Source organism: Aequorivita lipolytica (genome assembly GCF_007997135.1).
In the GTDB taxonomy this organism is placed as follows: Bacteria; Bacteroidota; Bacteroidia; order Flavobacteriales; family Flavobacteriaceae; genus Aequorivita; species Aequorivita lipolytica.
Genome location: NZ_VORU01000002.1, coordinates 366,265 through 391,354 on the forward strand (window position 1 = coordinate 366,265; position 25,090 = coordinate 391,354).

Annotated in this window: 23 protein-coding genes; 8 read left to right on the forward strand and 15 right to left on the reverse strand. The window is 36.8% G+C overall.

Annotated features, from left to right (window positions below; translation table 11 throughout):
- Nucleotide 1 precedes the first annotated feature (1 nt).
- Nucleotides 2-475, forward strand: coding sequence for a thioredoxin family protein (locus tag ESV24_RS04205; protein WP_111815409.1), 474 nt, complete (start codon nt 2-4; stop codon nt 473-475).
- A 25-nt stretch (nt 476-500) separates the two neighbouring features.
- On the opposite strand, the gene ESV24_RS04210 is transcribed toward ESV24_RS04205, so the two are convergent.
- Complete coding sequence (locus ESV24_RS04210) at nt 501-1,232, reverse strand: TerB family tellurite resistance protein (RefSeq protein ID WP_111815410.1); 732 nt, start codon at nt 1,230-1,232, stop codon at nt 501-503.
- Between the two features lie 332 nt (nt 1,233-1,564).
- On the opposite strand from ESV24_RS04210, the gene ESV24_RS04215 reads away from it, so the two are divergent.
- The 6 genes from ESV24_RS04215 to ESV24_RS04240 all read left to right on the forward strand — a co-directional run bounded on the left by ESV24_RS04215 (nt 1,565) and on the right by ESV24_RS04240 (nt 5,617).
- Nucleotides 1,565-1,975: a BrxA/BrxB family bacilliredoxin gene (locus ESV24_RS04215; protein WP_111815515.1), complete on the forward strand. Its 411-nt coding sequence runs from the start codon at nt 1,565-1,567 to the stop codon at nt 1,973-1,975.
- 18 nt (nt 1,976-1,993) lie between these two features.
- Nucleotides 1,994-2,215 (forward strand): hypothetical protein, encoded by a 222-nt coding sequence (locus ESV24_RS04220; RefSeq protein ID WP_111815411.1) that lies wholly within the window; start codon nt 1,994-1,996, stop codon nt 2,213-2,215.
- Nucleotides 2,216-2,294: 79 nt separating this feature from the next.
- Nucleotides 2,295-3,038: a lysophospholipid acyltransferase family protein gene (locus ESV24_RS04225; RefSeq protein WP_111815412.1), complete on the forward strand. Its 744-nt coding sequence runs from the start codon at nt 2,295-2,297 to the stop codon at nt 3,036-3,038.
- Nucleotides 3,038-3,703 carry an HD domain-containing protein gene (locus ESV24_RS04230; protein WP_111815413.1) on the forward strand — a complete coding sequence of 222 codons (666 nt, stop codon included), beginning with the start codon at nt 3,038-3,040 and terminating at the stop codon, nt 3,701-3,703. Before ESV24_RS04225 ends, ESV24_RS04230 begins: the two co-directional genes overlap by 1 nt.
- Before the next feature lie 211 nt (nt 3,704-3,914).
- Complete coding sequence (locus ESV24_RS04235; RefSeq protein ID WP_111815414.1) at nt 3,915-4,382, forward strand: toll/interleukin-1 receptor domain-containing protein; 468 nt, start codon at nt 3,915-3,917, stop codon at nt 4,380-4,382.
- A 71-nt stretch (nt 4,383-4,453) separates the two neighbouring features.
- The gene (locus ESV24_RS04240) at nt 4,454-5,617 is read left to right on the forward strand and encodes an RDD family protein (RefSeq protein ID WP_111815415.1); all 1,164 of its coding nucleotides are present in this window, start codon (nt 4,454-4,456) and stop codon (nt 5,615-5,617) included.
- Between the two features lie 68 nt (nt 5,618-5,685).
- On the opposite strand, the gene ESV24_RS04245 is transcribed toward ESV24_RS04240, so the two are convergent.
- From ESV24_RS04245 to ESV24_RS04310, 14 genes are all read right to left on the reverse strand, one after another.
- Entirely contained in the window at nt 5,686-7,965 is a 2,280-nt protein-coding gene (locus ESV24_RS04245; protein ID WP_111815416.1) for a S9 family peptidase, read from the reverse strand.
- A 338-nt stretch (nt 7,966-8,303) separates the two neighbouring features.
- Nucleotides 8,304-10,025, reverse strand: coding sequence for an AraC family transcriptional regulator (locus tag ESV24_RS04250; protein WP_160110593.1), 1,722 nt, complete (start codon nt 10,023-10,025; stop codon nt 8,304-8,306).
- A gap of 51 nt (nt 10,026-10,076) precedes the next feature.
- Nucleotides 10,077-11,147, reverse strand: coding sequence for a PA0069 family radical SAM protein (locus tag ESV24_RS04255; RefSeq protein ID WP_111815418.1), 1,071 nt, complete (start codon nt 11,145-11,147; stop codon nt 10,077-10,079).
- Nucleotides 11,148-11,222: 75 nt separating this feature from the next.
- Nucleotides 11,223-13,049 carry a Xaa-Pro dipeptidyl-peptidase gene (locus ESV24_RS04260; protein WP_111815419.1) on the reverse strand — a complete coding sequence of 609 codons (1,827 nt, stop codon included), beginning with the start codon at nt 13,047-13,049 and terminating at the stop codon, nt 11,223-11,225.
- Nucleotides 13,050-13,137: 88 nt separating this feature from the next.
- Nucleotides 13,138-14,706, reverse strand: a complete 1,569-nt coding sequence (locus ESV24_RS04265) for a hypothetical protein (protein ID WP_111815420.1) — start codon at nt 14,704-14,706, stop codon at nt 13,138-13,140.
- A 128-nt stretch (nt 14,707-14,834) separates the two neighbouring features.
- Nucleotides 14,835-16,403 carry a hypothetical protein gene (locus ESV24_RS04270; protein WP_111815421.1) on the reverse strand — a complete coding sequence of 523 codons (1,569 nt, stop codon included), beginning with the start codon at nt 16,401-16,403 and terminating at the stop codon, nt 14,835-14,837.
- Between the two features lie 63 nt (nt 16,404-16,466).
- Nucleotides 16,467-17,249 (reverse strand): enoyl-CoA hydratase/isomerase family protein, encoded by a 783-nt coding sequence (locus ESV24_RS04275; RefSeq protein WP_111815422.1) that lies wholly within the window; start codon nt 17,247-17,249, stop codon nt 16,467-16,469.
- A gap of 100 nt (nt 17,250-17,349) precedes the next feature.
- A complete protein-coding gene (locus ESV24_RS04280) occupies nt 17,350-18,807 on the reverse strand; it encodes a sensor histidine kinase (protein WP_111815423.1) in 1,458 nt (485 codons plus the stop codon).
- 63 nt (nt 18,808-18,870) lie between these two features.
- Nucleotides 18,871-19,428, reverse strand: a complete 558-nt coding sequence (gene hemJ / locus ESV24_RS04285; protein ID WP_111815424.1) for a protoporphyrinogen oxidase HemJ — start codon at nt 19,426-19,428, stop codon at nt 18,871-18,873.
- Between the two features lie 35 nt (nt 19,429-19,463).
- The gene (locus ESV24_RS04290; RefSeq protein ID WP_111815425.1) at nt 19,464-19,754 is read right to left on the reverse strand and encodes a type II toxin-antitoxin system RelE/ParE family toxin; all 291 of its coding nucleotides are present in this window, start codon (nt 19,752-19,754) and stop codon (nt 19,464-19,466) included.
- Entirely contained in the window at nt 19,744-20,034 is a 291-nt protein-coding gene (locus ESV24_RS04295) for a hypothetical protein (RefSeq protein WP_111815426.1), read from the reverse strand. Before ESV24_RS04295 ends, ESV24_RS04290 begins: the two co-directional genes overlap by 11 nt.
- 40 nt (nt 20,035-20,074) lie before the next feature.
- Nucleotides 20,075-21,415, reverse strand: a complete 1,341-nt coding sequence (locus ESV24_RS04300; RefSeq protein WP_111815427.1) for an MATE family efflux transporter — start codon at nt 21,413-21,415, stop codon at nt 20,075-20,077.
- Nucleotides 21,416-21,526: 111 nt separating this feature from the next.
- A complete protein-coding gene (gene hemH, locus ESV24_RS04305) occupies nt 21,527-22,564 on the reverse strand; it encodes a ferrochelatase (RefSeq protein WP_111815428.1) in 1,038 nt (345 codons plus the stop codon).
- 93 nt (nt 22,565-22,657) lie between these two features.
- Nucleotides 22,658-23,548: an AraC family transcriptional regulator gene (locus tag ESV24_RS04310; RefSeq protein ID WP_111815429.1), complete on the reverse strand. Its 891-nt coding sequence runs from the start codon at nt 23,546-23,548 to the stop codon at nt 22,658-22,660.
- A 277-nt stretch (nt 23,549-23,825) separates the two neighbouring features.
- On the opposite strand from ESV24_RS04310, the gene hemA reads away from it, so the two are divergent.
- Nucleotides 23,826-25,088, forward strand: coding sequence for a glutamyl-tRNA reductase (gene hemA, locus ESV24_RS04315; protein WP_111815430.1), 1,263 nt, complete (start codon nt 23,826-23,828; stop codon nt 25,086-25,088).
- Nucleotides 25,089-25,090 lie beyond the last annotated feature (2 nt).

A 25,090-nucleotide genomic window follows, 5' to 3' on the forward strand; every position in this document is an offset into this window, starting at 1 on the left:
AATGAAACGCTTTACTTTTCATATTTTGTTGTTAATGTTAGTCAATGCCGCTTTTTCCCAAAATGAAAAAGTGGTTCATTGGCTTAATTTTGAGCAATTGGAAGATTCGCTCGCAACAAACCCTAAAAAGGTTTTTATAGATTTTTATGCAGATTGGTGCGCCCCTTGTTTAAAAATGCAGCGGGAGGTTTTTACAGATGAAAAGATTATAGAAATTTTAAACGAAGATTACTACGCAGTAAAAATGAACGTGGAAAGTACGGATACGATTCACTTCGGAAATGAAGTTTTTATAAACGAAAGAGCAAATCGAAGAAATCCCGTACACCAAATTCCACTTTTGATGGCCAGACAAAAAGACAAACCCTTTTCATTGCCGGCACTCGTTTTTTTAGATGAAAAATTTCAGGCAACTGCACGCTACTTTCAATATTTGAATGTGGAACAGCTTTTGAAAATTTTAGAAAAAAGGTAGTTCTAAAAAATTCTGAAAAAATAATCTAAAATCCGCGTTCTTTCTGCAGTTGCCCATAAGCCTCCTGCACTTTTTTGAATTTTTCCTCACCCCCTTTTTGGTGTGCCTCGTCCATATGCTGTAGTTTATCGGGATGGTATTTTTTAACCATTGTGCGATACGCAGCTTTTATTTCGGTAGTGGTTGCAGTTCTGTCTATTTCCAAAATTTTGTAAGCGCTGTCCGGATTTTTGAAGAACATTGCTTTTATACTTTCAAAATCGCGCGCATAAATTCCCAAAAACCCTGCAATCCTATTTATTTCGTTTACTTCGGAAGTTGAAACGCTACCATCCGCATTCCCAATGCTAAACAAAAAGTGAAGTATCTGCAAGCGGCTTTCGTAGCGGGTTCTTTGCCGCAAAAGGCTGCAAATGCTTTGAGCCGAAATTTCACGCTTCTTTATTACGTCGTTAAAAACCTTGAAAGTAGCGTTGGCACGATCCCTACCGTATGCTTGCACAAAATACTGGCGAACGTAATCCAATTCTGTTTGGCTTACATTTCCATCTGCTTTTATAACTAATGAAGCCAAAGAAAGTAAGTTCAATTCAAAATCTGCAGGAGTTACCTGCTCTTTAGACGAACCGAAGGAAGTTTGAAACGTTTTGCCTCTTACGCTTATATTGTCTAATAGGCTTCCAATTAAAAAACCCGCAATGGCGCCGGGAAAACGATAAACAAAATAACCAAGAACGGCCAATAACCAACGAAGCATAAATTTTTATTTTTTATAGCAGACAAAAGTACCATTTAAAGCACCAAATCTCAAATCTCAAATCTCAAATTAAAAAAGAAGTACTAAACTCAAACGAAGAACCAAATACCCAATATCCAGTTCCAAATAAATTTCAAGCATCAAAAAACTCAAATTCTTACAGAAATAGAATGCACGTGGGTTTTGAGTTTTTATATTTTGGAATTTATTTAAGATTTGGAGCGTGTGATTTGTGATTTATTTGAGATTTGGAATTTGTTATTTGGGATTTAATTCCTTTCAGAATTAGTATCTTTGCGTTCAAATTTTTATACACATTAAATACAAATATTATGTACCCACCCGATTTAATAAAACCAATGCGTGAAGACCTAACTAAAGTAGGTTTTTCCGAACTACATACTGCAAATGACGTTGAAGAAGCCTTGAAAAAAGAAGGAACCACCTTAGTAGTTGTAAACTCCGTCTGTGGATGTGCTGCTGCCAATGCGCGTCCAGGAGCAGCCATGTCAATTCAAAATGACAAAAAGCCAGACCATTTGGTAACAGTTTTTGCAGGCGTGGACCGCGAGGCAGTTGATGCCGCAAGAGCTAGTATGGTTCCGTTTCCACCAAGTTCACCAGCTATGGCTTTGTTCAAAAATGGTGAGTTGGTCCATATGTTAGAGCGTCACCACATTGAAGGCCGCCCTGCACAAATGATTGCCGAAAACTTGAAAGGCGCCTATAACGAATATTGCTAATTACAGATTGATCTTTGAATGAAAGCAACTAAACCATTAACGATTGTTGTTGGAATCCTCGCTCTTGGAGCACTTTTATTTAATATTTACGAAAATCCGAGGGTTTCACATTTGTTCGGGAAAGAAATAGATGATTGGCTTTACAGAGTATTTTGGTTAGTAGTTATTGGCCTTTGCGTTTATAATTACATCTACATAGACCGAAATACATTGAAAAATAAGTCGAAATCAAAACGTTGACTTTTTCAAATTTGAAATTTTACACATGCAAAAAGGAAAACCGTTTTTTTAAGGACGGTTTTCTTACTTTTGAATAGCAATGAAGGCACTGTCAAAAATTATTAGTTATCCTTTTACGGTACTGTTTTACCTGCTTTTTGGTATTACAATCTTAGTTTTTCATCCTATTCAGTGGATTAGTTTTAACTGGTTTGGTTATTCGGCGCACAAAAAAACTGTTGATTGTTTTAACTGGACAATAATACGCTGTCTACACGCTTTGGGAACTACCTTTCATGTTGATATAAACACAAGCATACCCAATAATGTGCCCATTATAATCGTATCAAACCATCAAAGCATGTGGGATATTTCGCCCATAAGCTGGTATTTACGAAAATATCATCCCAAATTTATTTCCAAAGTAGAATTGGGCAAGGGCATTCCTTCTGTTTCCTTCAATCTACGTCATGGCGGTTCCATTTTGATAGACCGAAAAAACCCGAGGCAAGCGATAGTTGAAATGGTGAAATTTTCAAAATACCTTCAAAAATTCAGAAGAAGCGGGGTTATTTTCCCCGAGGGAACTCGAAGCAAAACGGGTGTGCCAAAGCCTTTCCGAAGAAGCGGTCTACAAACGCTTTTCAAAAAAGTTCCAGACGGCTATGTAGTTCCGGTTTCAATCAACAATTCCTGGAAATTGCAACGTTGGGGCATGTTTCCGATTCAAATGGGCGTTCGGCTGGAAATGACCGCGCACCCCGCCATAAAAATCGCAGATTACGACGTGGAAATGTTGATTGACAAAGTGGAAGAAACAATCACTTCAAAAATCCACAAATAATGGCTTTATTTTCTACCGAAGAAATAATTCAAAATACAATCACCTTCGTTAAGAATGAATTGCAAAATGCCGAAGGAGGCCACGATTGGTTTCACATTGAACGGGTTTATAAAAATGCTTTGCTAATTTCTGAAAGTGAAAACGTAGATAAAATGGTGGTCTCGCTTGGCGCATTGCTTCACGATATTGCCGATTCAAAATTTCACGCTGGCGATGAAACCGTTGGGCCAAAAAAGGCACATCAATTCGTGAAATCACAAAATCTTTCAGAAGAAATAATTGAGCACGTTGTAAAAATCATAGAAAATATTTCATTCAAAGGTGGAAATAAAATCCAGCAATTTCACTCTAAAGAATTGGATGTTGTACAGGATGCAGACAGACTGGATGCTTTGGGAGCTGTTGGCATTGCACGAACATTCAACTACGGCGGTTTTAAAAACCGAAAACTTTACGATCCCGAGATTAAGCCAAATCTAAAAATGACTCCTTCGGAATATAAAGCTTCCGATGCGCCAACAATCAATCATTTCTACGAAAAATTATTACTTTTAAAAGACCGAATGAATACTGAAACGGGAAGAAAAATTGCGGAACAACGGCATCAGTTTATGGAAGGTTTTTTAAAACAATTCTATGCGGAATGGGCGGGTAGCAATGTATAATGTTTTCAACAAAATCGCTGTTATTTTATTCCGAAGTGTTGCTCCAAAAGGCTCAGAGTAAATAATTTAAAAACTCTTTTTAAACTCTTTTACGATAAATTTCATATATTTAAACCTAATATTTATCTCTCAAGATAATATCCTCACTATTATAATTCTAAAACTCCAAATCTTTTGGAGCTAATAATAGTTTAAAATAAGTTCGGATATTATGACAGATTCTTCACTATCGAAAGTTCAGATCTTCACCTCTTATGCTCACGAAGATGAGGAACTTAAAAACGAAATGGACAAATACCTAAAGGTATTAAAACGCTCCGGTAAAATTGATACTTGGAACGATAGGGCTCTTATTGCTGGTCAGGAATGGAATGATTCTATAATGGACGAATTGCGGAAGGCCGATGTAATTTTGCTCTTAATTAGTGTTGATTTTAACGCTTCAGATTTTATTTGGGACAAAGAGTTGGCAGAGGCTATGCGCCGTCATGAAGAAGGAAGCGTCTACGTGGTCCCCATTATTCTTAGAAACTGCAAATGGACTTCATTGCCCTATGCAAAACTGCAGGCTTTGCCTCGTAACGCCCGTCCAATTTTAGATTATCCAGATCGCGACACGGCTTTTACCGAAGTTGCAGAAGGAATAGAAAGGCTTGTAGACCACATTATTGCAAAATAAGTGACTATCCAAGGTTTTCTTTTAAATTAATATGAAAATATCTAACTACTAACCATTAAAGTTAATCAAAAATGGCAACCAAAAAATCTGAAACAACCATGGAAATAGATGCAATAAATATCTATTTTTTAGCCGCGCCCGAAGATGAAAAACAAGTAATGGCTATAAAAAAATATCTTGCCCCCGTTATAAGAAGTTCAAGAAGACCTATTGAAATTGAAAGTGATTTTGAAATTCCGCCTGGCCAAGACGTAAAAGAATACAAGCAGAAATTATACGAAGCAGAAATTGTGTTAGCCTTTATAAGCTCAGATTTTATAAATGATAATGAAACATATGCCCGTACGCAAAAAGTTATAGAAAGGTATAATAGAAACGAAACTGTAATGCTGCCAATATTGGTGCGTAACTGTATGTGGAAATCTACCCCTTTTGTTAACCTTCCTCTCTTGCCTAAAAATTTCCAACCTTTAAATAATAAGCAATTTTGGAATAGTGAAGACGATGCCTTAACAGCGGTAGTAACAGATATTTATGAGGCCATCGAAAATTTTACGTATGAAAATGAAGTGGAGTTGGAACAGGCAGATTTAAAAATTGCTCAGGCTTTGGAAGATATTAGTATAGATAAAGCACCCCCAGAGCATGAAAATATAGAAGAAAACCCAAATCTTGAGAAAACAAGAGAGAAAGTAGAGGCCAAAAAAGTTGAGCAAGAGCAGCCTAAAACGAAATCAAAAAAAATTGACAATGTTGCCATGGACGTAGAGTGGCGGAAAAAATACTATAAAGACGTACTGTGGAAAAGAGCCGTAGCTTACTTTCTCGACAATATAATTACTACTATTCCTGCAATGCTGTTTGCAATAATTTTATGGTCAATTGTTTCGGTTATCCTTTATCCCGAAAACCCAGAAGATGTATCAGACACAGAGGCTGGTTTTATTGTTGTATTCAGTCTATTTTTCTACTTTATTATTTGCGCCATCTTCGAATCTTCAAAATTTCGAGGCACTTTTGGCAAGCAGATTATGAAACTAGAAATTAGCGATAGAAACGGGCATCGCGTATCTTTTTTTAAAGCCTTTTGGCGAAATATCTTCCGTTTGTTAACAGCCTATTCGTATTTTTTGGTTATTCCTTTAATCATTCAGATTTTCACATTTATGAAAACACGAAAGTTGTTTCATGATCAGATTTCCTATACTGTGGTGGGTGAAAAGATAAAGCGTTAAAAGCCCTAAATATTAATGCCGGTACAAAAAGCACCGGCATTAATTAATTTATTAAAGGTTTTATTTACTTACTTTTTAGTCTTAAGATTTTCCGCGAAAAAGCCCATCATCGTTTTATAGAGTGCTAATTGGTTTTCTTCTTTCCCAAAACCGTGGCCTTCATCATATTTTACCATATAAGGTACTTCTACGCCTTTTGCTCTAAGCGTTTCCACAATTTGATCGGCTTCATTAATATTTACGCGAGGATCATTTGCACCTTGTACTACAAATAAAGGCTTCGTTATTTTATCTACGTGTAAAGCAGGAGAAATCTCGTCCATAATCGCCTTTTGCTCGGGAATGTTTGGGTTGTACCAAATTTTATACAACAGTTCACGATATTTTTCCCAATATGGAGGAATGGTGCCCATAAACGTATGTAAGTTACTTACCCCAACATAATCTACACCGCAGGCATATTTTTCCGGGGTTTTGGTCATTCCGCGTAAAACTGCGTATCCACCGTGACTTCCGCCATAAATTGCTACAAGATCCTTATTTACCCAGCCTTGCGCTATTGCGTAATCTACGCCATCTTCCACATCATCCATTGCTTTACGGCCAATTTCGCCAAAACCTGCTTTTAAAAATGCTTTACCATAACCACCGGAAACTCTAAAGTTAACGTGTAAAGTTGCATAACCGCGACTTGCAAATAACTGCGCTTCTGGGTTAAAACCCCAATTATCCCGAATGCCCTGCGGTCCGCCGTGTGGATTTACAATTAGCGGCACCTGTTGGCCTTCTTTGTAATTTGCTGGTAATGTAATGTAACCGTAAATGGTAAGTCCGTCACGGCTTTTAAACTTGATTGGCTTCATAGTAGCCATATCTTCAGCTTTTAAATGCGGCAATAACTTATATAAAAGCGTTACCGTGTCTTTTTCAACATCATATAAATAATATTCTCCTACAATTTTATCGCTAGTAACAGCAACCATATATTGTGACTCGTCATCGGTTTTTCCTAAAGTGAAGAACTGCTTGTCGCCAAATTCCTTTTGCAAACGAGCATAGATTTTCTTGTAAGTAGCGCTAACGGGTACAATTTCAGTTTTTTCTCCCGTAAAGCTGAAATAATCTATTTCGTAATTTCTTTTTCTTGAAAGCGAAACTCCTGAAACATCAAAAGTGTCATTACTGAAAAGGGTTTTTATTTTTTTATTTTCTTTTAAATCGAATAGTTGAATTTCAATTTTATCATCCTCTAAATTTGAAATAACATAAGCATCGTCCGGATTTTTGCTGCTTGGGTTGAAAGATGAAATACTGAATGTGTCGCCAAACTCGGTGAGCTTTACGCGCTTAAATTCTCCGTCTATTTCATATAACAATTCCATATTAATGCCATCTACAATACGGTTAATGGCACGTAAATTTCCTTTTCGGTCAAAATCATACGAGCTTACTGGCGGATCGCCGGCTTTTACTGTGTAAAGTTTTGTAGCTTCTCCCGTATTGATATTAAGGCGGTACGGTTCTTCCTGTTGTAAATCATCCTTATTCATCTGGACAATTACGTGGTCTTCGTCTTCTTTTAGAGATTCAATAATATTTACTTTAACGCCTTCGTATGGAGTTAATTCTTTTTTATTTTGGCCTGTAACATCTACGCCAAAAACATGTTGGTTTTCATTACCGCCCTTATCTTGCAGGTATAAAAGTCTCGTGTTGTTTGCCCAAAAGTAACCGCGTATTAAATCCTCTTTTTGTTCAATAAGTAAGGTTTCCTTTTGGGTTGCGGTTTCTTTTAAATATAAATCACGTTCTCCTGTTTCCCTTCTTTTCATATAACTTATAAACTTGCCGTCTGGAGAAAGTTGAAAGGAATAAGCTTCTGGCGTTTTAAAATAATCTTCAACTGAATATTTGTAATTCCCAGATTCCATTGCAGCTAATTTTTCAAGCGCTGCATCGGTAGAGGGAAGCGCAGTATTTCCTGGTTTTGTCTTCACAGTTTTCTTTAGGTTTAGCGGGTATTTTTGTCCCATTTGTTCGTAGCTTCCTTCAATGAGTTCTCCAGAAACTGTACCGGTATAGGTCAATCCCATTTTGGACGAAGTAATGGTAATATTTTTATCCTGCAATAATACGGAATCGAGTTCTATTCCGCTTGCTCCTTGGGCAGGAACATCTAGCGTTGCGCTATAACCATCGTTAGTTGGCGTAATGTTAAAAATAAGTTCCATTTTCATGCCCTGTGCTTCGAGCGTGCCGCTGTAAGACCCGTTAAGATCTTGGGCGTTTATTGATCCTGCTAGAAACAGCATTGTAATTGCGATTGTAAATTTTAGAAGTGTTGTCATAATGTTTATTTTAGAAAATTAGTTTTACGATTAGATATATTGCAATTCCAATTACAAGGCCAATTGCAAATTTAATGATTGTAATTCGAGTTGTTGCTTTCATACTTTCTTTGTTTTTCGTGTTTTCATAATAATTGTTTCGTGGTTAATTTCTGAAACAAACTTGCAACACAAAACACTATAATAAAAGAGAAGCATCCCCAGATTTAGAAAATTGGGGAAGTATAAAAATTATGTTAGGCATTGAAAACAAAGCGTTTTAAAGTTATTTTAATTAATCTGAAGTAAAGAGAAAAAGCTAGCCCTATATTTATAAATTTAGGGTGCAATGGATGTTTTTAAGCTATATTTTTAATTTCCTTAATGTAGAAAGAAGGATTTAAACCGGTGTCTTTTTTGAAATATTTGGTAAATGAATCTGCAGATTTATAGCCTACTTCCTCAGCGATAGATTGAACAGAATAAGACCTAAAGATAACATCGTTTTTAAGGCGAACAATGGTATAATTTATTCGGAGGTCATTAATATAGGTGTTGAAGTTTTTACCGTAATGCGAGTTTATTACTTTTGAAAGATACGAAGTATTTGTATTTATCTTTTTCGCAACATTGTATGAATTACAATCCTGTTTTAGATAATATTCCTGTTTTTCTAGCTTTTTAAGCCCATCGAGAATTTGTTGTTTTATTTCGTTAGGTACATCTATTGTGTTTTTTTCTTCTAAGACATCGTCTTTGGTATCAATTATATTCAAATTGTCTTCAGAAGAATTTTTCATTTTTTTCAGTAATGCTTCAAACTTGGCTTCGTTTTTCTTTTTGTTTCTGTAAAAGCGTAGCAATATAAATAGAAGTGCCAAAATTATAAGTGAAGCCCCTAAAAACAGATAATTGAGATAGGTTTGTTTTTTTTCTTTTTCAGCTTCGAGTGTTTTTAACTCGCTTCTGAATTTTTCAATTTCCTGTGCCTTTGTCGAAGCTTTTACCTCACTTTTAATTTTATCAAATTCAGATGTGGTATTTATGTATTTTTCAAAATAAAAATTGGCCCTTTCCAAATTGCCTGTTTCTTTATAACTATCTGCCAAAAGCTTGTAGTAATCAGACATAAATCCTTCTTCCTCAGGTTTAACGTCATAATTGTCAAGCGACTGTTGCAAGAGTTCTTTTGCTGCCTCAAAATTGCCTTCTCCGTGCTCCACTTTTCCCAAATCATAGTTCATCCGTAAATCCATCAAAGGTGAATTCAGATCACAAATTTTTGAAGCAGCTCTAAAGTTTTTCTTGGCTTCACTATATTTTTTTTCAAAGAAAGCAATTTCTCCCTGGGCTTCGTATAATATTCGCTGATTACAGCTATCTTCTGGAGTAACTAATTTTGAAATCTGCCTGCTGTAGTATTTTGCAGAATCTGCTTGTTTAATTTTAAGGAATGAACCCGAAAGCTCAGAGTAAGTATTAACGAGAATTGTTTTTTTTGTAGTTGCAGTGAAAGCAGAATCAAGCGGCTTATTTTTATAAATCGAAATAGTTTTTTTTCGAATTTCGATTGCTTTCTGAGTGTCGCCAGACATTTGTAAGATATATGATATATATTGTAAAACATTTTCCCTCCAAAATTCGTTTTCGATTCCTTCAGATTTTAAAAGCGCTGTTTCCAAAATTTCAAGTGCTTTTGAGACGTTTGAAAGACTCATTTGAACTTGCGCTCCCAAAATATAGGAACCAACAATCTCTCCTTCCAGTTTGTTTTTTGCAGCAAAACTCAGGGCTTTTTCAAACTGTTTTTGTGCTTTATCTAACTCGCGGTGGCGTTCGTAAATAATGGCGAGAGCCTGAATTCCTTGCCATTCTTTTTTCGTATCGCTTTCTCTTTTAGCTTTTAAAATAAAGGCGTTAGACGCATCAACGGCTTTGGGAAGATCATTAAATAGATATTTGTTAATAGAGTCACTAATAGATTCAAATGACTGTTGAGAAATATCGGTTTTTTCCTGTCCAAAAAAGAAAGAACAATTTAGTACGAAGCAATAAAGAAGTAGTTTTTTAAAGATATTCATAAATTTAATAGTCGCAATTTCAGCCATTATGGACAAAGCCAAAGTTACTAATTAAAACAACCGCAGCTGCGGATTTTTAAGTTCTAGAAAGTGCGAAGTATCTAAGGGCTCTCTTTTGCTGTCTTTTAAGTATCTCTTTTTTGCGATCGCCATCGTGTTTTTCACCTGTTCGCTTATTGTTCCTTCACCTTTCATTCGTCGTCCCCAATTGCTATCGTTGAGGTTTCCGCCGTGGCATTCTGCAATTTGGTTTAAAATGCGTTCCGCCTTATCGGGGATAGTTTTGTGTGCCCAATCCTTAAAGATTTCTGCAATCTGGCCATTCAATCTTACAATGGTGTAGCTTACATCTACCGCTCCAAGTTCTGCTACTTTTTTTACCAAAGGAAGTATTTCGTGACTGTTCAGCGAAGGAATAATCGGCGCCATCATAACCCGAACTGGAATGCCATTTTCTGAAAGAATCTCAACAGTTTTAAGACGCTGTTTTATGCTCGCTGTTCGAGGTTCTAACAATCTACGCGTATCTTCGGAAAGGGAAGTGATAGAAATGTTGACCGAAATAATATTCAACTTCGCCATTTCCTTCAAAATATCGAGATCGCGAAGTATTAGCGAATTTTTTGTGATGATTCCTGTTGGATGTTTCCACTTCAGCATTACTTCCAAACATTTTCGGGTTATTTCCATTTTGCGCTCCAATGGCTGATAACAATCTGTATTTCCTGAAAAAATGATGGTTTCGCCTACCCAATTCTTCGAAGTTATTTTTTCTTCCAAAAGTTGTGGTGCATTTCTTTTAAAGAGAATGTTTCGTTCAAAATCCAAGCCCGCGCCATAACCCCAATATTCGTGGCTGTTTCTTGCGTAGCAGTATACACAGCCGTGCTCGCAACCTTGATACGGATTTGCAGAATAGCCCATCCCAACATCTGGGCTATTCACTTTATTTACAAATGTTTTGGGAAAAATCTCAATGTACTTTGTTTTGTTTTTGTCTGCTTCTTCACCCTCAGCTTCGCAGAAATTTAAATATTCGTCCAAAACTTCGTGGCTATTTTCGAAGAAACGGTTGTGAACATTTTTCTGGGCGCCACGGCCTTTTAGAATATTATCAGACATAAAAAAACTTTGAAGTTAGGAATCTTCAAAGTTAATTATTATTAGGAATAAATCCTTCTAAATTAGGAAATATTCCTAATTATGTATTGCTTTTTTGAAAGCTTCTTTCCCGCCAACCACTGGAATTTCAATAGTTGTTTCGTCAAGATCAATAGTGAGTATAGTTCCCGGTTCTGGTAAAAGTGTGAATTGACTATCGCTTGAAAAAATCATCAACCCAATCTGTTGCCCAGCTGGAATCACTTGATCGTCTGGAATAAGATTGAAAGACATTTCATAAAATTTGCCTCGTTTTAAAGGTTCACTTTCGGTAATAGACTTGTAATTCTGGGGATCTGCCCAACCTCTTGTAATAATATTGTTAGTAATTTTTGCATCAGGATCTTTGTTCCAAGGCAAAGAAACCATCCAAACGGAAAGATTGGCTGCGGGTTTGCTGCTGGCCAGTTTTATATTCAATTTTGAAAGTCCCGAAAGATGTAAGTCTTCCTTTAAAACTGGAGTTACAAAAAGTAATCTGTGAATGGAATTTGCAAGTTGCGCGAGCGAATCTCCTGAAAAATTATAGTCATCAGTCAACATAGCTTGAAGTTGTACTGTATTCTTTTTTTCGATAGCCAAAATTCCTTCATTTGGGGAAGTAGAATTTAGATGAAGCATAACTTTTTCGGCATCGGGATTTGGATAGTTGGCGTAGGGTGTTGGATTGTCGTTTTTGTCATTCTCGCGAACAATCCACGCTTTCGGTTCTTTTTCAACACCATTCTCAATTCCAAAAAGATAACGTGTAAACCATCTATTCATCATAGAAAGTGGTGGTGGCCCGCCGTGTCCGTATTGATGGTAATAAATTTTTACAGGCAATCCCATTTCTTCAGCCGCCTTGTAAATTCTGTAACTATGTTCAGGCATTACGTTCCAGTCGTTAAACCCATGCGCCATAAATAGTGCGGCTTTCATAGGTTTCATATCATTTAGATAATCACGACCCGCCCAAAAATCGTTGTAATCGCCTGTTTTACGGTCAATGCCATTTTTTATTTCGTTATCGCGATAAGTTGCATTGTTGTAAGCTCTTTTTGACTCATCGCCACTGTGAATAAAATCATAAAGTACGTCCACATCTTCTCCTAAATATCCACCCGGCGAGCGCACCAATCCATTAGAACGATAATAGTGGTAATAGGAAGTATTTGGCGCAATAGGAATGATGGCTTCAAGCCCTTCAACGCCTGTAGTTGCAGCGGCCAACGGAATTGTACCGTTATATGATGTTCCTGTCATCCCGACTTTTCCTGTAGTCCAATATGCATTTACTTCTTCGGTTCCGTCGGGAGTTGTATAGCCTTTTGCGCGACCGTTTAGCCAATCTATAACTGCTTTTGGAGCCAATGATTCATTGTCGCCACCCACGGTTGGCGAACCCTGTGAAAGTCCAGTTCCTGGGGAAGAGGAATGTATAACGATAAACCCGCGAGGAACCCAAGTTGAGGTTTGTGTATTGGAAATTATGGGTCGCTTGCCCCATCTTTTTACAGAAGGATGGACAATGTCCTTTCCGGGCGCACCCAATTCCTGATAAACATCGTGAAAAGCACCCTCAACGTCTGGCGCCACCCCAGCAAAATAGGGGCTTGATTCATAAACTACTGGCAGTTTTAATCCGTCAGTTTCGGTTTGTTTAGGCCTTGTAACGTCAACGTGCATGCGGTCTGGTTTGCCATCACCATCGGTGTCAAAGGTTGTTTCTACCCATAAATCTGTGCGTATCCAATCTTTTTGATTTTCAAAAGCGGGAACAATTTGGGCCTCGCCGTCTTTAAACCACGGTTCGGCTTTTTCTTGGGCTATTGAAGTAATAGGCAATAAGAACGTGGCAATTAATAAGAAGTAATTTTTCATAATTTTTAGAATGGAGTTTCAGAAAAAGAGTCTATAAAGTTAAGAATCTTACGGCATGCTTTCGAACTTTGGAGAAAATAAATTAAAATTAGAAATATAATTTCACCATCATTGGTTTATCATTACTTTCTGCTTGCACCAAAATATCCGATTCATTTAATAACACACCAAATCGCAGCCCGAGATGTGCGTTGTAAATATCGGGAAACAAAATCTTATCATACCTAAATGCACCAGTTTCGTACATTTTTAGAAGGTATAATTTCGGTCCTTCCTTAAACTCTATTTCATTGTTTTTCAAAATTTTTAAATCTGAAGCTGCATTCACAAAATAATAGAAAACATTATTTTTAGTGGTGGAAGCATACGATAGAAAAGGAATATTATGCGGCGACCAAGCGCTTTGCTTTTTATTAATATTTTTTGCCCAAACTAATTCGCCATTGCTGTTTATTCTACAACTAATAATGTCTTTATAAATCCGATTTGCGCCTGCATTTTTGTCTGCAATATATATTTCAAATTCTTCGGCATTTATAATTACATCGCCATTTTCTAGCATAAATGTGCTTCTATAGGAGAGAAAAGATTTTAATTTTTCTTTCACCTTTCCATATTTTTCCACCATAAATTCTTCGGAGAAAGGCCGAAATGATTCGGTGGATGTTGCTAGAGATTTTGGATCTATATTAAAACGCACAACGCCACTGTATCCCAAATAGTTATCAAAGGATCCTGTGGTTGAAGGGTCAATGTAAAGTCCTACTGCGGCAAGCTTTTCTACTTTATTCACCAATTGAAGCGAACGAATTATATTGTTACTTTCAATTGAAATGAGCTGTTGTTTTTTTGAAACTGCATCAGCTGAAAAAAGAATAAAATAATAATTTGGAGCGTTTTTCTTTTCTAGAATTATATCGCCGTTATTAAAAACTCTTCCCAAAAAATAGACTGTGCCCTCGTTGTCCATTACCATATTTAGGTATTCTAACTGCAATTTTTTTGTCGGTGATTCTGTTAAAGCTATTAAGTTTTCAAATTCGTATTCATAAATTTTTTCGAAATTTTTATTGAAAGTAATAACTAGCAGGGCATCCCCTTCTTTTGTTTTGGTGAAAAGATTGAGTGCAATAAATTCGCCGTTTTCAGATTCAACGAAATCGCCCAAATTGTTTTGATAATGAAGACTGTATTCTGGCTCGCTACGAATACCAAAATGATCGTATTTGTTAAGACGAGTTCTGTCTAGGGCATAGATTTCTTTTTCACTAAAATTGAAATCTTCTTTTGAAGAAGTTAAGGTAGCAAAGGCATATTTTTTCTCTTTATAATTGTACTGAAATTGTAGCAAAACCACCGAATCTGCTGTTAAAAACACACCTTTTATTTCATTGCGGTTTACCTCAAAGGTTGTTCTTTTTAGCAATTTTAAATCCTTGCTGTAATGTTCGATATAATACCCTTTTGGATTCGAAATGCTGGAATAGTAATTTCTAACAGTGAAGATGTCGCCGTTAGTATCTTCTTTTGCAAAGAGAAGTGTGGTCTTATATTTTTCATCTTTAAAAATCTCGCTTGCCGAAATTTTAAGTGAGTCTAGTTGCGCGTGCCCGATTATACCCAACAAAAGGCAGAATAAAAAAATAACATTTTTCATAAATCTTCTTTTACTTGAATTTTACTTTTAAAAAATAACCTTTCTTTCTACGGAAAGGCTAATTTTTATAACTTAAAATATTCGTTACGTTTTCCAATTTTCAGAAAAACGAAACCTACTTTTTTGGCCTACTTTATATTTATTTTCAGAAACTGTTTTTTAGATTTTTTCCTTCCCACAAAAACTATTTCCTTTCCATCTAGCGTAGTGGTGGTACCTTGGCTTACAAAAAACGGCACTTCGGCGTCTTTATCCTTTAAAATACTCTTATACGAATAAGTGCCGTTGGCATCAATTTTTATTGCAAACATTGATTTCCCTTCCTTAAATTCCAACCTATCATTACGAATGGTTCTAATTTTATCTGAGCAGTTTAGAAATAAGTAAGTATCATCATCTACAATGGTTGACGCAAAAGAAAGATACTCCATCTGCCCTCCAGAGGTTGCCTGCCGTTTGTTGATATTTCTAGCCCAAACCAACTTGCCTTCTTCGCTTATTTTAACGGTAACAATATCGTCATAATGATAAGTAACTCGGGTACTCATACCACCGTTGGCAGACATCATGGAATGTTGTGTAATATAAAATTCTTCCGCATTTAGCACAATATCGCCATTTGGGGTAAGGTGCTTGCTCCTCAATGTTAAATTACGGAGCTCTTTATCTTTTAGCTTTCCATACTTATCATTGATAAATTCTTCTGAAAAGGGAATGAATGATTTTTGGGTAACATTTAAGGATGTTGGGTCCAGATTGAACCTACAAACACCTTTATACCTGTTGTCATTTTTTTCGGAATAAAAACCAGCGCAACTTATTGAATTCTCGCTGCGCAATGTAAAGAGTGATCCCACAAAATTATCATCAGTCTTAAAACTGGCTTGTGTTTCCCCACTTTCATTTATTTTATGAAGTTCATAATGATAGTTTGCCTTGCCGTTTTTCTTAGACTTTTTTGATTCATTCTCAAATACTTTTCCTAACAGAAAAATGTCTCCGGTAGTATCGTCCACATCCACGTTTTCATAAATGAAGAATTTGTCTTCAATATTTCTCTTGAATTCCTTTTTGAAAATTTGGTTCATACCTTTATCAAAAACATAGAGAAGTTGGGTTTGGGATTCTTTATCTTTTATATCAAAATTTACCGCAAAGAAATTTTTATGCTTTGAAAATGTAACTTCACCAAAGGCACCTGAATCCATTTGGCTCCACCCATTGTTTATAAAGAACACACCTATGCCTACACCAAAATATTGCTTTACATCACTCTCAGCCAAGGTAAAAAGCGTTTTGCTGGAAAACTGCAAATCTGCCAACGGTGATTCCAGCACATTGAACTTATACAATTCTTTTTCTTTGTCCAAAGCTGCTTCCATAATGTAAACAGTACCATCGTTCACCATTAAGCCTTGAAAAGTGTTGTTGTCTATTTCAAATTCGGTTTCTTTTAAAAGGTTTAGTTCTTTGTTGTAATGTTCAATATAATAACCTTTTGGCTGCTTCATAAAACCTCCAAAATATAGGCGTACAGTAACAAAGCCGCCTTGTCCGTCACCTTCAGAATACAAAAGCTCGGTATGTTTCTTATCATCCTTAAAAACAGTGCTTTTGCTTGATTTTATTGAGATGTCTTGGGAATGCGATATAAATGAACACGCTAAAAAAAGAAGGGTAAAAATTTTTTTCATCATTTAATTTGTTTAGGTTTTTACAGGGGGGAAAATACAAAAGCAAATCAAATATTTAAGAAAAAATTATTTCCCTGGAAACTCCGCCTTCCTTTTTTGAAGGAACGCTTGTGTGCCTTCCTTAAAGTCCTGGGTGCCAAAACAATTACCAAATTCTTCAATCTCAACTTCAAAACCGTTTTCGCCGTCTTCAAAGTTCGCATTGATTGCCCTAATAGCCGAAGCGATGGCGACAGAAGAATTTTTCATGATTTTTCCAGCCATTTTTTCTGAAAACTCAAGTAATTCTTCGGGCGTGGTTACGTGATTTACCAAGCCGTACTGAAGTGCTTGTGTAGCATCTATCATTCCAGCGGTCATAATCATTTCCATCGCACGGCCTTTGCCCACCAATTGCGGCAAACGCTGTGTGCCACCGTAACCGGGAATTACGCCCAATGATACTTCTGGCAGACCCATTTTAGCATTATCCGAAGCAATGCGGAAGTGTGCCGCCATGGCTAATTCGAGACCGCCGCCAAGTGCGAAACCATTTACTGCAGCAATTACGGGTTTTGAGAAGTTCGCCACGAAATCAAACAATAATTCCTGTCCCTTTGCAGCCAGTTTTCCACCTTCTTTTACTGAGAAATCTGCAAATTCACTAATGTCTGCGCCTGCAACAAAGGCTTTTTCACCGCTTCCGGTTAAGATTACCACTTTTGTTTTTGATGAATTTTCAGCTTCTTGAAATGCGTCGTGCAATTCTTGAATCGTTTCACGATTCAGCGCGTTCAATTTTGAAGGACGATTGATGGTTATAGTAGTGATTCCATCATTGGTTTTAGAAAGTATGTTTTGGTAGCTCATATAATTTTATGTTTTGTTGAATGATTTTTTACCACGAATACTAGAATGATTATTCAAATATTCGTGTATTCGTGGTCGCCTTACAAAGCTACTAAAAACCTTAAAGCATTACAGGGAACGAAACTTTAAAAGTGGTTTTTTCTTCGGAAGAATGTAGCGTTATAGTGCCACCATAAGTTTCAACTATATTTTTTACCATGCCTAAACCAAGGCCCATGCCGCTACTCTTAGTAGTAAACTGGGGTTCAAAGATACAGGTCCTATTTTCTTCGGGAACGCCTATTCCATTATCTGTTACCAGAATATTCACAAAGGTTTCTTCCATTTTTACTACCACATCTATTCGCGGTTCAGTAGGATTTTTTTGTTCAATGGATTGAATACTGTTTTTAACTAGATTAGTTACCACCCGAACCAACTGTGTTCTGTCAAATCGCGCACGGACTTCTTCTTCTTCGGAAAAGAAATAGATGTATTCCTCATTAAAAATATCTAGCGCCAGTTTGCTAATTTTAACCACATTCAACGTTTCATCTTGCTGTGCAGGCATTTTTGCATAGGTAGAAAAGGCTGAGGAAATGGAGCTCAATGTATCTATTTGCTGAAGTAATGTGCTGGTATATTCTGCCATTTTTTTGTCAACATCTGGGTCGTTACAGTCAAATTTCCGCTGAAAGCTTTGCACCGTAAGTCGCATAGGCGTGAGCGGATTTTTAATTTCGTGCGCCACTTGTTTCGCCATTTCGCGCCAAGCGGTTTCACGTTCGCTGGCAGCAAGTTGCGCAGCACTGTTTTCTAGCTCATCGATCATGCCGTTGTATGAATTTACTAGCAGTGAAATTTCTTGGGGCGTATCGCTAATATGAATTTTTTTATTTCGGGTATCAAAACGGGTTTCAGAAAGCTTTTCGCTAATTTCCTTTAAAGAACGGGTAACATATTTTGAAAGAAAATACGAAATTGCAATAGCGGCCATCAACATAAAGAAGTATGCAATGCCCAGTCTGTAAAGGTATTCGGTAAGTTCTTTTGTAATAAAACCGTCATCTTCAATATACGGCAGATTGAGTATTGCCAAAGGTTTAAAATAGCTATCGGTAATGTAGGTATATGAAGATTGATATTTCTGTCCACCTTCCTCAAATTCCTTTATATAGTTTTTTGTGGGTGAACTTTGAAGCATTTCCAACGCAAAAGCTGGCATTTTTGGCGAAACGGTATCTTTAAAAAATGAAGGTTTTGAAGATTTTAAAAGATTTCCATCTAGATCATAAAGGAAAATCTCGAGGCTGTGGATGTCCTTTATCTCGTAGATCTTATCTTTAAAAATTAGTGGAATTTGGGCTGTTTCAACAGGATAGGTTGTGGTTTTTAAAATGTAATTTATGTTTTCGCGAATGGCGGCTTCCTTCCGTAATAAACGGTCGCGGTGATAATCCTGTGCTTCTTCTTGATATTGGAATACGGTAACAATGGCGATGAGTACCGAAGCTCCCAAAACCAAAAGGAACATAGAAAGAAAGATGCGTGTGCGAAGTGATTTTTTGTAAAAGTACATTTACATTATTTTGAAAGAAGAAAGATAGCAATAATTAAACCGCTTTAATTCTGAATTGTGAATTCAGAATTCTGAATTATTTTTTCTCTCTCTAATTCTTTTATAAATTTTATAGCCTATCATCAATAAAATGGCAAAGACTATAATACCGACGGTGCCATAAATCCAGTTAGTTCCATCCTTCAAAATTACTAAGAAAACCACGGCAAAAAGTATTATTGTGGGTACTTCGTTAAAAAGGCGCATATAGTTTGATGAATGTTTCACCACGCCGTTTTGTAATTGTTTAAAAATTTGATGACATTTAAAATGATAGATAAGCAAGATTACAACAAAGGCTAATTTAACTTGCATCCAAGCGTCACTCAGAAAAAATAGGCGCATATAAATGAGCCAAATACCAAAAAATACCGCCAAAATCATACTTGGCCACGTAATAATATTCCACAAACGCGAAGCCATAATTTTTAATTGATCGCCCAAGATTTCTCTATCGGGAGAAGGTTTTTGGGTGGCTTCAATTTGATAGACAAAAAGACGGACAATATAAAAAAGCCCGGCAAACCAAGTAATTATAAATATTAAGTGAAGCGATTTTATGTAGGGGTAGTATTGTTCCATTAATAGTTTTCAGAAAAAATGCTTGAATGTAGGATTTATTCAGGTTTAGTTTTGGGATTTCGACTTGTATGGAAAAATGATCCAATGTAAATTGTATTTTCTTTTACTTCATAAATTATTAAAATGGGAAATCTTTTTAAAACGGCTTCGTAATAACCTTTGTTGTTTTTTCGGAAAGTGAATGGATTTTCTAAGAGATAGAAATATATCGAATTAATTTCTTCCAAAAAATCTTTTCCCAAGCCTTTCTTGTGGGCTTCATAAAAACCAACTGCTTCATCCAATTCTTCATAAGCAATAGGAAGAAGAAGGGTTTTATAAATCATATTTTCTTTTGAGCTCTGCCTCAATTTGTTCCCAAGTTACTCCAGAAATTTCTCCTTTTGCCAATTTCTCACTTTGTTTCTTCAGCAAATCCCAATGCCCTTTAGGCACTGGTGAAACCCATTCTGTTTTGTAATCCATTTCAGCTTCCTTCACTTCGGAATACTGATGTTGGGAAGGCGGAGGCCCAATTAAAAGCAGCAGGGCTTCTAACAATAAATCATTGTTTTGACAATTTTCAATTTCTGAAATCAGAGTTTTTTTGAGTTCTTCGTTGTTCATAATAATGCTTTTTCAAACTTAAATGTACTGAATTTTCAACTTATTCTTTCAACGTTTTCCGAATTTCACGATTCAAAAAATATCCGGTAACAATGGTTGAAAGAATATCTGCCGCCGGAAAGGAAATCCAAACGCCCAACTCGCCAAAGTAATGTGGAAGAATAAAAATAAGCGGAATAAAGAAAAATCCTTGCCGCGTTAAAGTGAGCAACAATGCGGGAACTGCTTTCCCGATAGCCTGAAAATAAGCAGAGCCAATCAACTGGATTGCAATAATGGGCGTTGCCGCAAAAACCCAACGCATATAGTGTGGTGTTTCTGAAAGTATGTCGGGATCTGTTGTAAATACGGAAACAATCTGTTCGGGGAAAATCATTATCGCAGCAAAAATAACAAGCCCTAAACCACCTGCGTACAAAATTGCTTTGTTGATACTTTCGCGAACGCGCGTAAATTGATGTGCGCCGTAATTGTAGCCCGCAATTGGTAAAAATCCTTGGGTAACGCCCAAAACGGGGAAGAGTGCAAACATCAACATCCGGGCTATAATTCCGTAGGAGGCAACGGAGGCTTCGCCACCAATATCGAACAGAATGTTGTTCATTAAAAGATAAGTAACGCTAACTACGGCTTGTCGTGCAAGTGTTACAAAGCCGAGCGCGGACATCTCTTTTAGAATAGGTAAATCCAGTCCAAAATGTGGTAGACTTATTTGTAGTTCAGATTTATTACTTAAGAAAAACCAAAGGACATATAAGAAACACAGGCCATAAGAAATGGTCGTTGCCCAAGCGGCACCGGCCATTCCCATATCTAAATGATAAATAAAAATATAATCCAAGACAAGATTTCCAACGGAAGGGATAATCATGGCAATCATTGCGAACTTAGGTTTTCCTTCGGCGCGAATTACGTTGTTTCCCATCATACAGAGCGCTAGGAGCGGCACGCCATAAAGCACAATGCGGTAATAAATTTTTGCGGGCTCAAAAATGTCGCCCTTTCCGCCGAAGGCGGGAATTAGTTCATTTATAAAAACCAAACCTAGAACTACCATGGAGATAGTCAATAGCAGCGTTAAAGTGATTTGATTTCCGAAGGTTTTCAGCGCGCGTTCTTTGTTTCCGGCGCCCAAAGCGCGTGAAATAATAGAAGAACCGCCAATACCAATTGCCATTCCCAGGGCAGCGATAAAGAAAGAAACTGGCAAAACCACGTTAATTGCGGCAATGGCGATGGAACCAATCCAGTTTCCTACAAAAATGGTGTCAACCAAAATATTCAGCGACATCACCAAAATACCGATGGAGGCCGGTACTGCTTGTTTTATCAATAGACTCCCAATAGATTCGGAGCCCAGCGCGGCTGATTTATTGCTCATTTTTTTATTCTCTATTATTATTTTCTATTACTATTATTTCAAAGCTACCGCGCTACTAATACTATTAATCCATTTAAATAAATAATAATAATAATAAAAAATAAATAATAATTAAGCGATTGCGGTTTTTACATCAACAATACGCCATTGGTCAATCCAGCCCGTCACAACTTCAGCCCAATCATCGCGGTCATTCAAGCACGGAATAACGGTAAATTCCTTTCCTCCAGCTTCGTGGAAAATCTCTTCTCCTTCCATGGCTATTTCTTCAAGTGTTTCCAAACAATCACTTACAAAAGCTGGGGTTACGATCGCCATTTTTTTCACGCCGTTTAGACCCATGCGCTCTATTGTTCTATCTGTGGGTGGCTTTAGCCAAGGATCAAAACCCAATCGGGATTGAAAGGAACTGGAATACGTTCCAGCTTGTAAATTCAACTTTTCTGCAACTAATTCTGTAGTTTTTAAACATTGGTGACGATAGCAAAATTCGTGTGCTGGAGAATCTGTGATACAGCAGCTTCCGTCAATTTTACAATGGCTTTTTGTTATGTCGCTTTTGCGGATATGTCTTTCCGGAACGCCGTGGTAGCTGAACAAAAGATGCTCATAGTCCACGTTTTTAAGTTTTTCAGCAATGCTTTTTGAAAGCACTTCAATATATTCCGACTTGTTATAAAATGCAGGAAGCGAAGTGATTTGTAGCTGCGGAAAAAATTCTTTTTTAAGTTCTTCCACTCTTACATCAATGGTTTCCGTAGTAGCCATTGCAAATTGTGGGTAGAGTGGAATGGTTAAAACTTCATCAACACCTTGATCTACCAATTCCTGTAAACCTTTTTTAAGCGTCATACTTCCGTAACGCATCGCCAAAGCAATGGGAACGGTTGTTTTCTCCTGTACTTTTTTCTGAAGTCTTTCTGAAAGAACAATCAAAGGCGAACCTTCATCCCACCAGATTTTTTGGTAAGCTTCTGCAGATTTTTTTGGGCGTGTGTTCAAAATAATTCCCCGCACCAAAAACGAGCGGAACCAAAACGGAACATCGATTACTCGCGGGTCCATCAAAAATTCATCGAGGTATTTTTTTACGTCTTTTGGGTTGGTACTATCCGGCGAACCGAGATTTACAAGGAGAACTCCTTTCATAAAGGCAATTTTTTTAGAGAAACAAAATTAGTCTTTTAAAGAACAATCTTCAAAAGGGATGGTATTTAAAAACTATGAGACTATTTTGATTTTTTATTTACTCAGCCCCATCAAAAACTTCTTTGGGGTAGTTCCAAACCTTTTTTTAAATGCCGCAATAAAATGGCTCGAGGTGCTATAACCTACTTTTAATCCAACTTCGTTAACATTGTGCGAACCTGTGGCTAGGAGTTGGCGAGCCACTTCCATTTTATAATCAAAGAGAAAACTGAAGACTGAATCGCCATAAATTTGTTTGAAACCTTCCTTCAGTCTATTAATTGGAAGGTTTATTTCGTCTGCTAATTCTTGCAGCGTGGGTGGTTCTGCCATTCTCGCAATCATTATCTGTTTGGCCTTTTTTATTTTAACAACATTGTCTTCGTCTGCTAAAAAAGGACATTGTTCCACATCAGCATCTGCGGGTCTGTTGAAATATAGACTGAGTAATTCATAAGCTTTCGCCTTAAAATACAACGGTTTTATAGTTGGATGCAGGTTGTAATTCATCAATTGGTTTAGCACAATAGCCATAGAGGGTGAAATACGTCCATCTTTATAATATTTTCGGTCCCTATTTTCTTCACTCAGAAAAGTGATATAATTTGCTTCAGTAGAAAAAAGACTGTGAAATTTATTGATAGGAAGCAATACTGAAAGTACCCAGGAATATTTTTCCAACATAATGTTCATGGGCAAATCGCGCTGTGGATTGTAGAGCAACAGCGAGTTTTCTTCATTAATGGGTAGGGTGTAGCTTCCTTCATTAAAAAGAAAGGATGCAGAACCTTTTATACAGAAATGAAACTGGATAAAAGTGGCGCTTACTTCGCGCTTAAAAGTTTGATTTTCATCGCTTTCGTTGTTGAATTTAAGAATAAAAAAACCGGGAGAAATTGTAGTTTCTTCATAAAAGCTTTGAGCGACATTTTTTTCGAAATCCATAGCGTTTTTAAAATGGTTTTATTTAGAATAGTTCTAAATAAATGTAGCAAATTGTTCTTGGAAACCGCGAATTTAGGGGTTAAAGTATGATAAATGTCATATTTTAGCCATTTTTAACATACATCGACATAAAAGATACCGCTGGCGTTATTTTTTAAAAAACAATGCGCTTACATTTGCTCTGTTTTTATATGAAATGTCCTCCAATAAATTTTAAGCAAAGTAAAAGGAATGTCTTGGGCATTGCAACTTCCTATTTCTCAAATATAACTTGTGGATGAAAAATAATTTGAAGACATATTCTGGGGAATCACTCGAAGGTAATTTTTACGCCATCGGGCTCAATTACAAAAAAGCAGATGCTCAAATACGCGGCCATTTCAGTATTAGCGACATAGCAAAAGAGAAAATTCTTTTACAAGCCAAAGAGGAGGGTATCCCATCACTTACTGTAATTAGTACTTGTAATCGTACCGAACTTTACGGTTTTGCCCAGCACCCATATAAACTTATAAAATTACTTTGCGAGCACACTAACGGTACTGTTGAAGAGTTTGAAAAAGTAGCCTATATTTATAAAAATCACGATGCAGTCTCACATCTTTTTACTGTGGGTACTGGTCTTGACAGTCAGATTTTAGGTGATTTTGAAATTATAAGCCAATTGCGAAACGCTTTCCGTGAGTCTAAAAAGCACGACATTATCAATCCATTTATGGAGCGACTTGCTAATGCTGTTATTCAGGCCAGCAAGCGTATAAAGAATGAAACTGGAATTTCTTCGGGCGCAACTTCTGTAAGTTTTGCTGCAGTGCAATATATTATGGCGCGCGTTCCTTATATTTCGGAAAAGAATATTTTGCTTTTCGGAACTGGGAAAATTGGTAGAAATACTTGTGAAAACTTGATAAAGCATACCAAAAATCAGCATATAACACTTATAAACCGAACTAAGGAAAAGGCTGAAAAAGTTGCTGGTAAATTCAACTTGATAGTAAAGGATTACGCTGATATCCAAAGCGAGATTGCCCAAGCCGATGTGCTTATTGTGGCAACTGGAGCGCAGCAGCCTACTATTTCAAAAGAACTTTTATATCTTAAAAGGCCATTACTAATTTTAGATCTTTCAATTCCAAAAAATGTTTCAGAAGACGTTATGGAAAATGAGCTGGTAACCGTTGTGCATATGGACCATCTATCTGCCGTAACAGATCAAACTTTGGATCAACGTGCGGGACAGCTTCCATTGGCAAAAAAGATTATTGCTGAAGTTGAGAAAGAATTCAACCAATGGGCAGATAATAGAAAATTTGCGCCAACCATTAAAGCTTTGAAAAGCAAACTATCGGAAATTAAGGACGGTGAAATAGACAATCAACGCAGAAAAATTAATGGTTTCAACGAAGAGCAAGCCGAGATAATCAGCGAACGCCTTATTCAAAAAATCACAACACACTTCGCCAATCACTTAAAAGGCGAAGAAGGTTCTGCCGAAAGTATAGAACTCATAAGAAGGGTTTTTCAACTTGAAACTGCCTAATC

Bases quoted from the DNA above. Each gene is read 5' to 3' on its own strand.
- ESV24_RS04275 (WP_111815422.1), bottom strand. From the start codon at position 17,249: ATGAGCTACCAAAACATACTTTCTAAAACCAATGATGGAATCACTACT.
- ESV24_RS04265 (WP_111815420.1), bottom strand. From the start codon at position 14,706: ATGAAAAATGTTATTTTTTTATTCTGCCTTTTGTTGGGTATAATCGGG.
- hemJ (WP_111815424.1), bottom strand. From the start codon at position 19,428: ATGGAACAATACTACCCCTACATAAAATCGCTTCACTTAATATTTATA.
- ESV24_RS04205 (WP_111815409.1), top strand. From the start codon at position 2: ATGAAACGCTTTACTTTTCATATTTTGTTGTTAATGTTAGTCAATGCC.
- ESV24_RS04225 (WP_111815412.1), top strand. From the start codon at position 2,295: ATGAAGGCACTGTCAAAAATTATTAGTTATCCTTTTACGGTACTGTTT.
- ESV24_RS04280 (WP_111815423.1), bottom strand. From the start codon at position 18,807: ATGTACTTTTACAAAAAATCACTTCGCACACGCATCTTTCTTTCTATG.
- hemA (WP_111815430.1), top strand. From the start codon at position 23,826: ATGAAAAATAATTTGAAGACATATTCTGGGGAATCACTCGAAGGTAAT.
- ESV24_RS04245 (WP_111815416.1), bottom strand. From the start codon at position 7,965: ATGACAACACTTCTAAAATTTACAATCGCAATTACAATGCTGTTTCTA.
- ESV24_RS04235 (WP_111815414.1), top strand. From the start codon at position 3,915: ATGACAGATTCTTCACTATCGAAAGTTCAGATCTTCACCTCTTATGCT.
- ESV24_RS04295 (WP_111815426.1), bottom strand. From the start codon at position 20,034: ATGAACAACGAAGAACTCAAAAAAACTCTGATTTCAGAAATTGAAAAT.
- ESV24_RS04260 (WP_111815419.1), bottom strand. From the start codon at position 13,049: ATGAAAAATTACTTCTTATTAATTGCCACGTTCTTATTGCCTATTACT.
- ESV24_RS04270 (WP_111815421.1), bottom strand. From the start codon at position 16,403: ATGATGAAAAAAATTTTTACCCTTCTTTTTTTAGCGTGTTCATTTATA.
- ESV24_RS04230 (WP_111815413.1), top strand. From the start codon at position 3,038: ATGGCTTTATTTTCTACCGAAGAAATAATTCAAAATACAATCACCTTC.
- ESV24_RS04255 (WP_111815418.1), bottom strand. From the start codon at position 11,147: ATGTCTGATAATATTCTAAAAGGCCGTGGCGCCCAGAAAAATGTTCAC.
- ESV24_RS04300 (WP_111815427.1), bottom strand. From the start codon at position 21,415: ATGAGCAATAAATCAGCCGCGCTGGGCTCCGAATCTATTGGGAGTCTA.
- ESV24_RS04250 (WP_160110593.1), bottom strand. From the start codon at position 10,025: ATGAATATCTTTAAAAAACTACTTCTTTATTGCTTCGTACTAAATTGT.
- ESV24_RS04210 (WP_111815410.1), bottom strand. From the start codon at position 1,232: ATGCTTCGTTGGTTATTGGCCGTTCTTGGTTATTTTGTTTATCGTTTT.
- ESV24_RS04290 (WP_111815425.1), bottom strand. From the start codon at position 19,754: ATGATTTATAAAACCCTTCTTCTTCCTATTGCTTATGAAGAATTGGAT.
- ESV24_RS04240 (WP_111815415.1), top strand. From the start codon at position 4,454: ATGGCAACCAAAAAATCTGAAACAACCATGGAAATAGATGCAATAAAT.
- ESV24_RS04310 (WP_111815429.1), bottom strand. From the start codon at position 23,548: ATGGATTTCGAAAAAAATGTCGCTCAAAGCTTTTATGAAGAAACTACA.
- hemH (WP_111815428.1), bottom strand. From the start codon at position 22,564: ATGAAAGGAGTTCTCCTTGTAAATCTCGGTTCGCCGGATAGTACCAAC.
- ESV24_RS04220 (WP_111815411.1), top strand. From the start codon at position 1,994: ATGAAAGCAACTAAACCATTAACGATTGTTGTTGGAATCCTCGCTCTT.
- ESV24_RS04215 (WP_111815515.1), top strand. From the start codon at position 1,565: ATGTACCCACCCGATTTAATAAAACCAATGCGTGAAGACCTAACTAAA.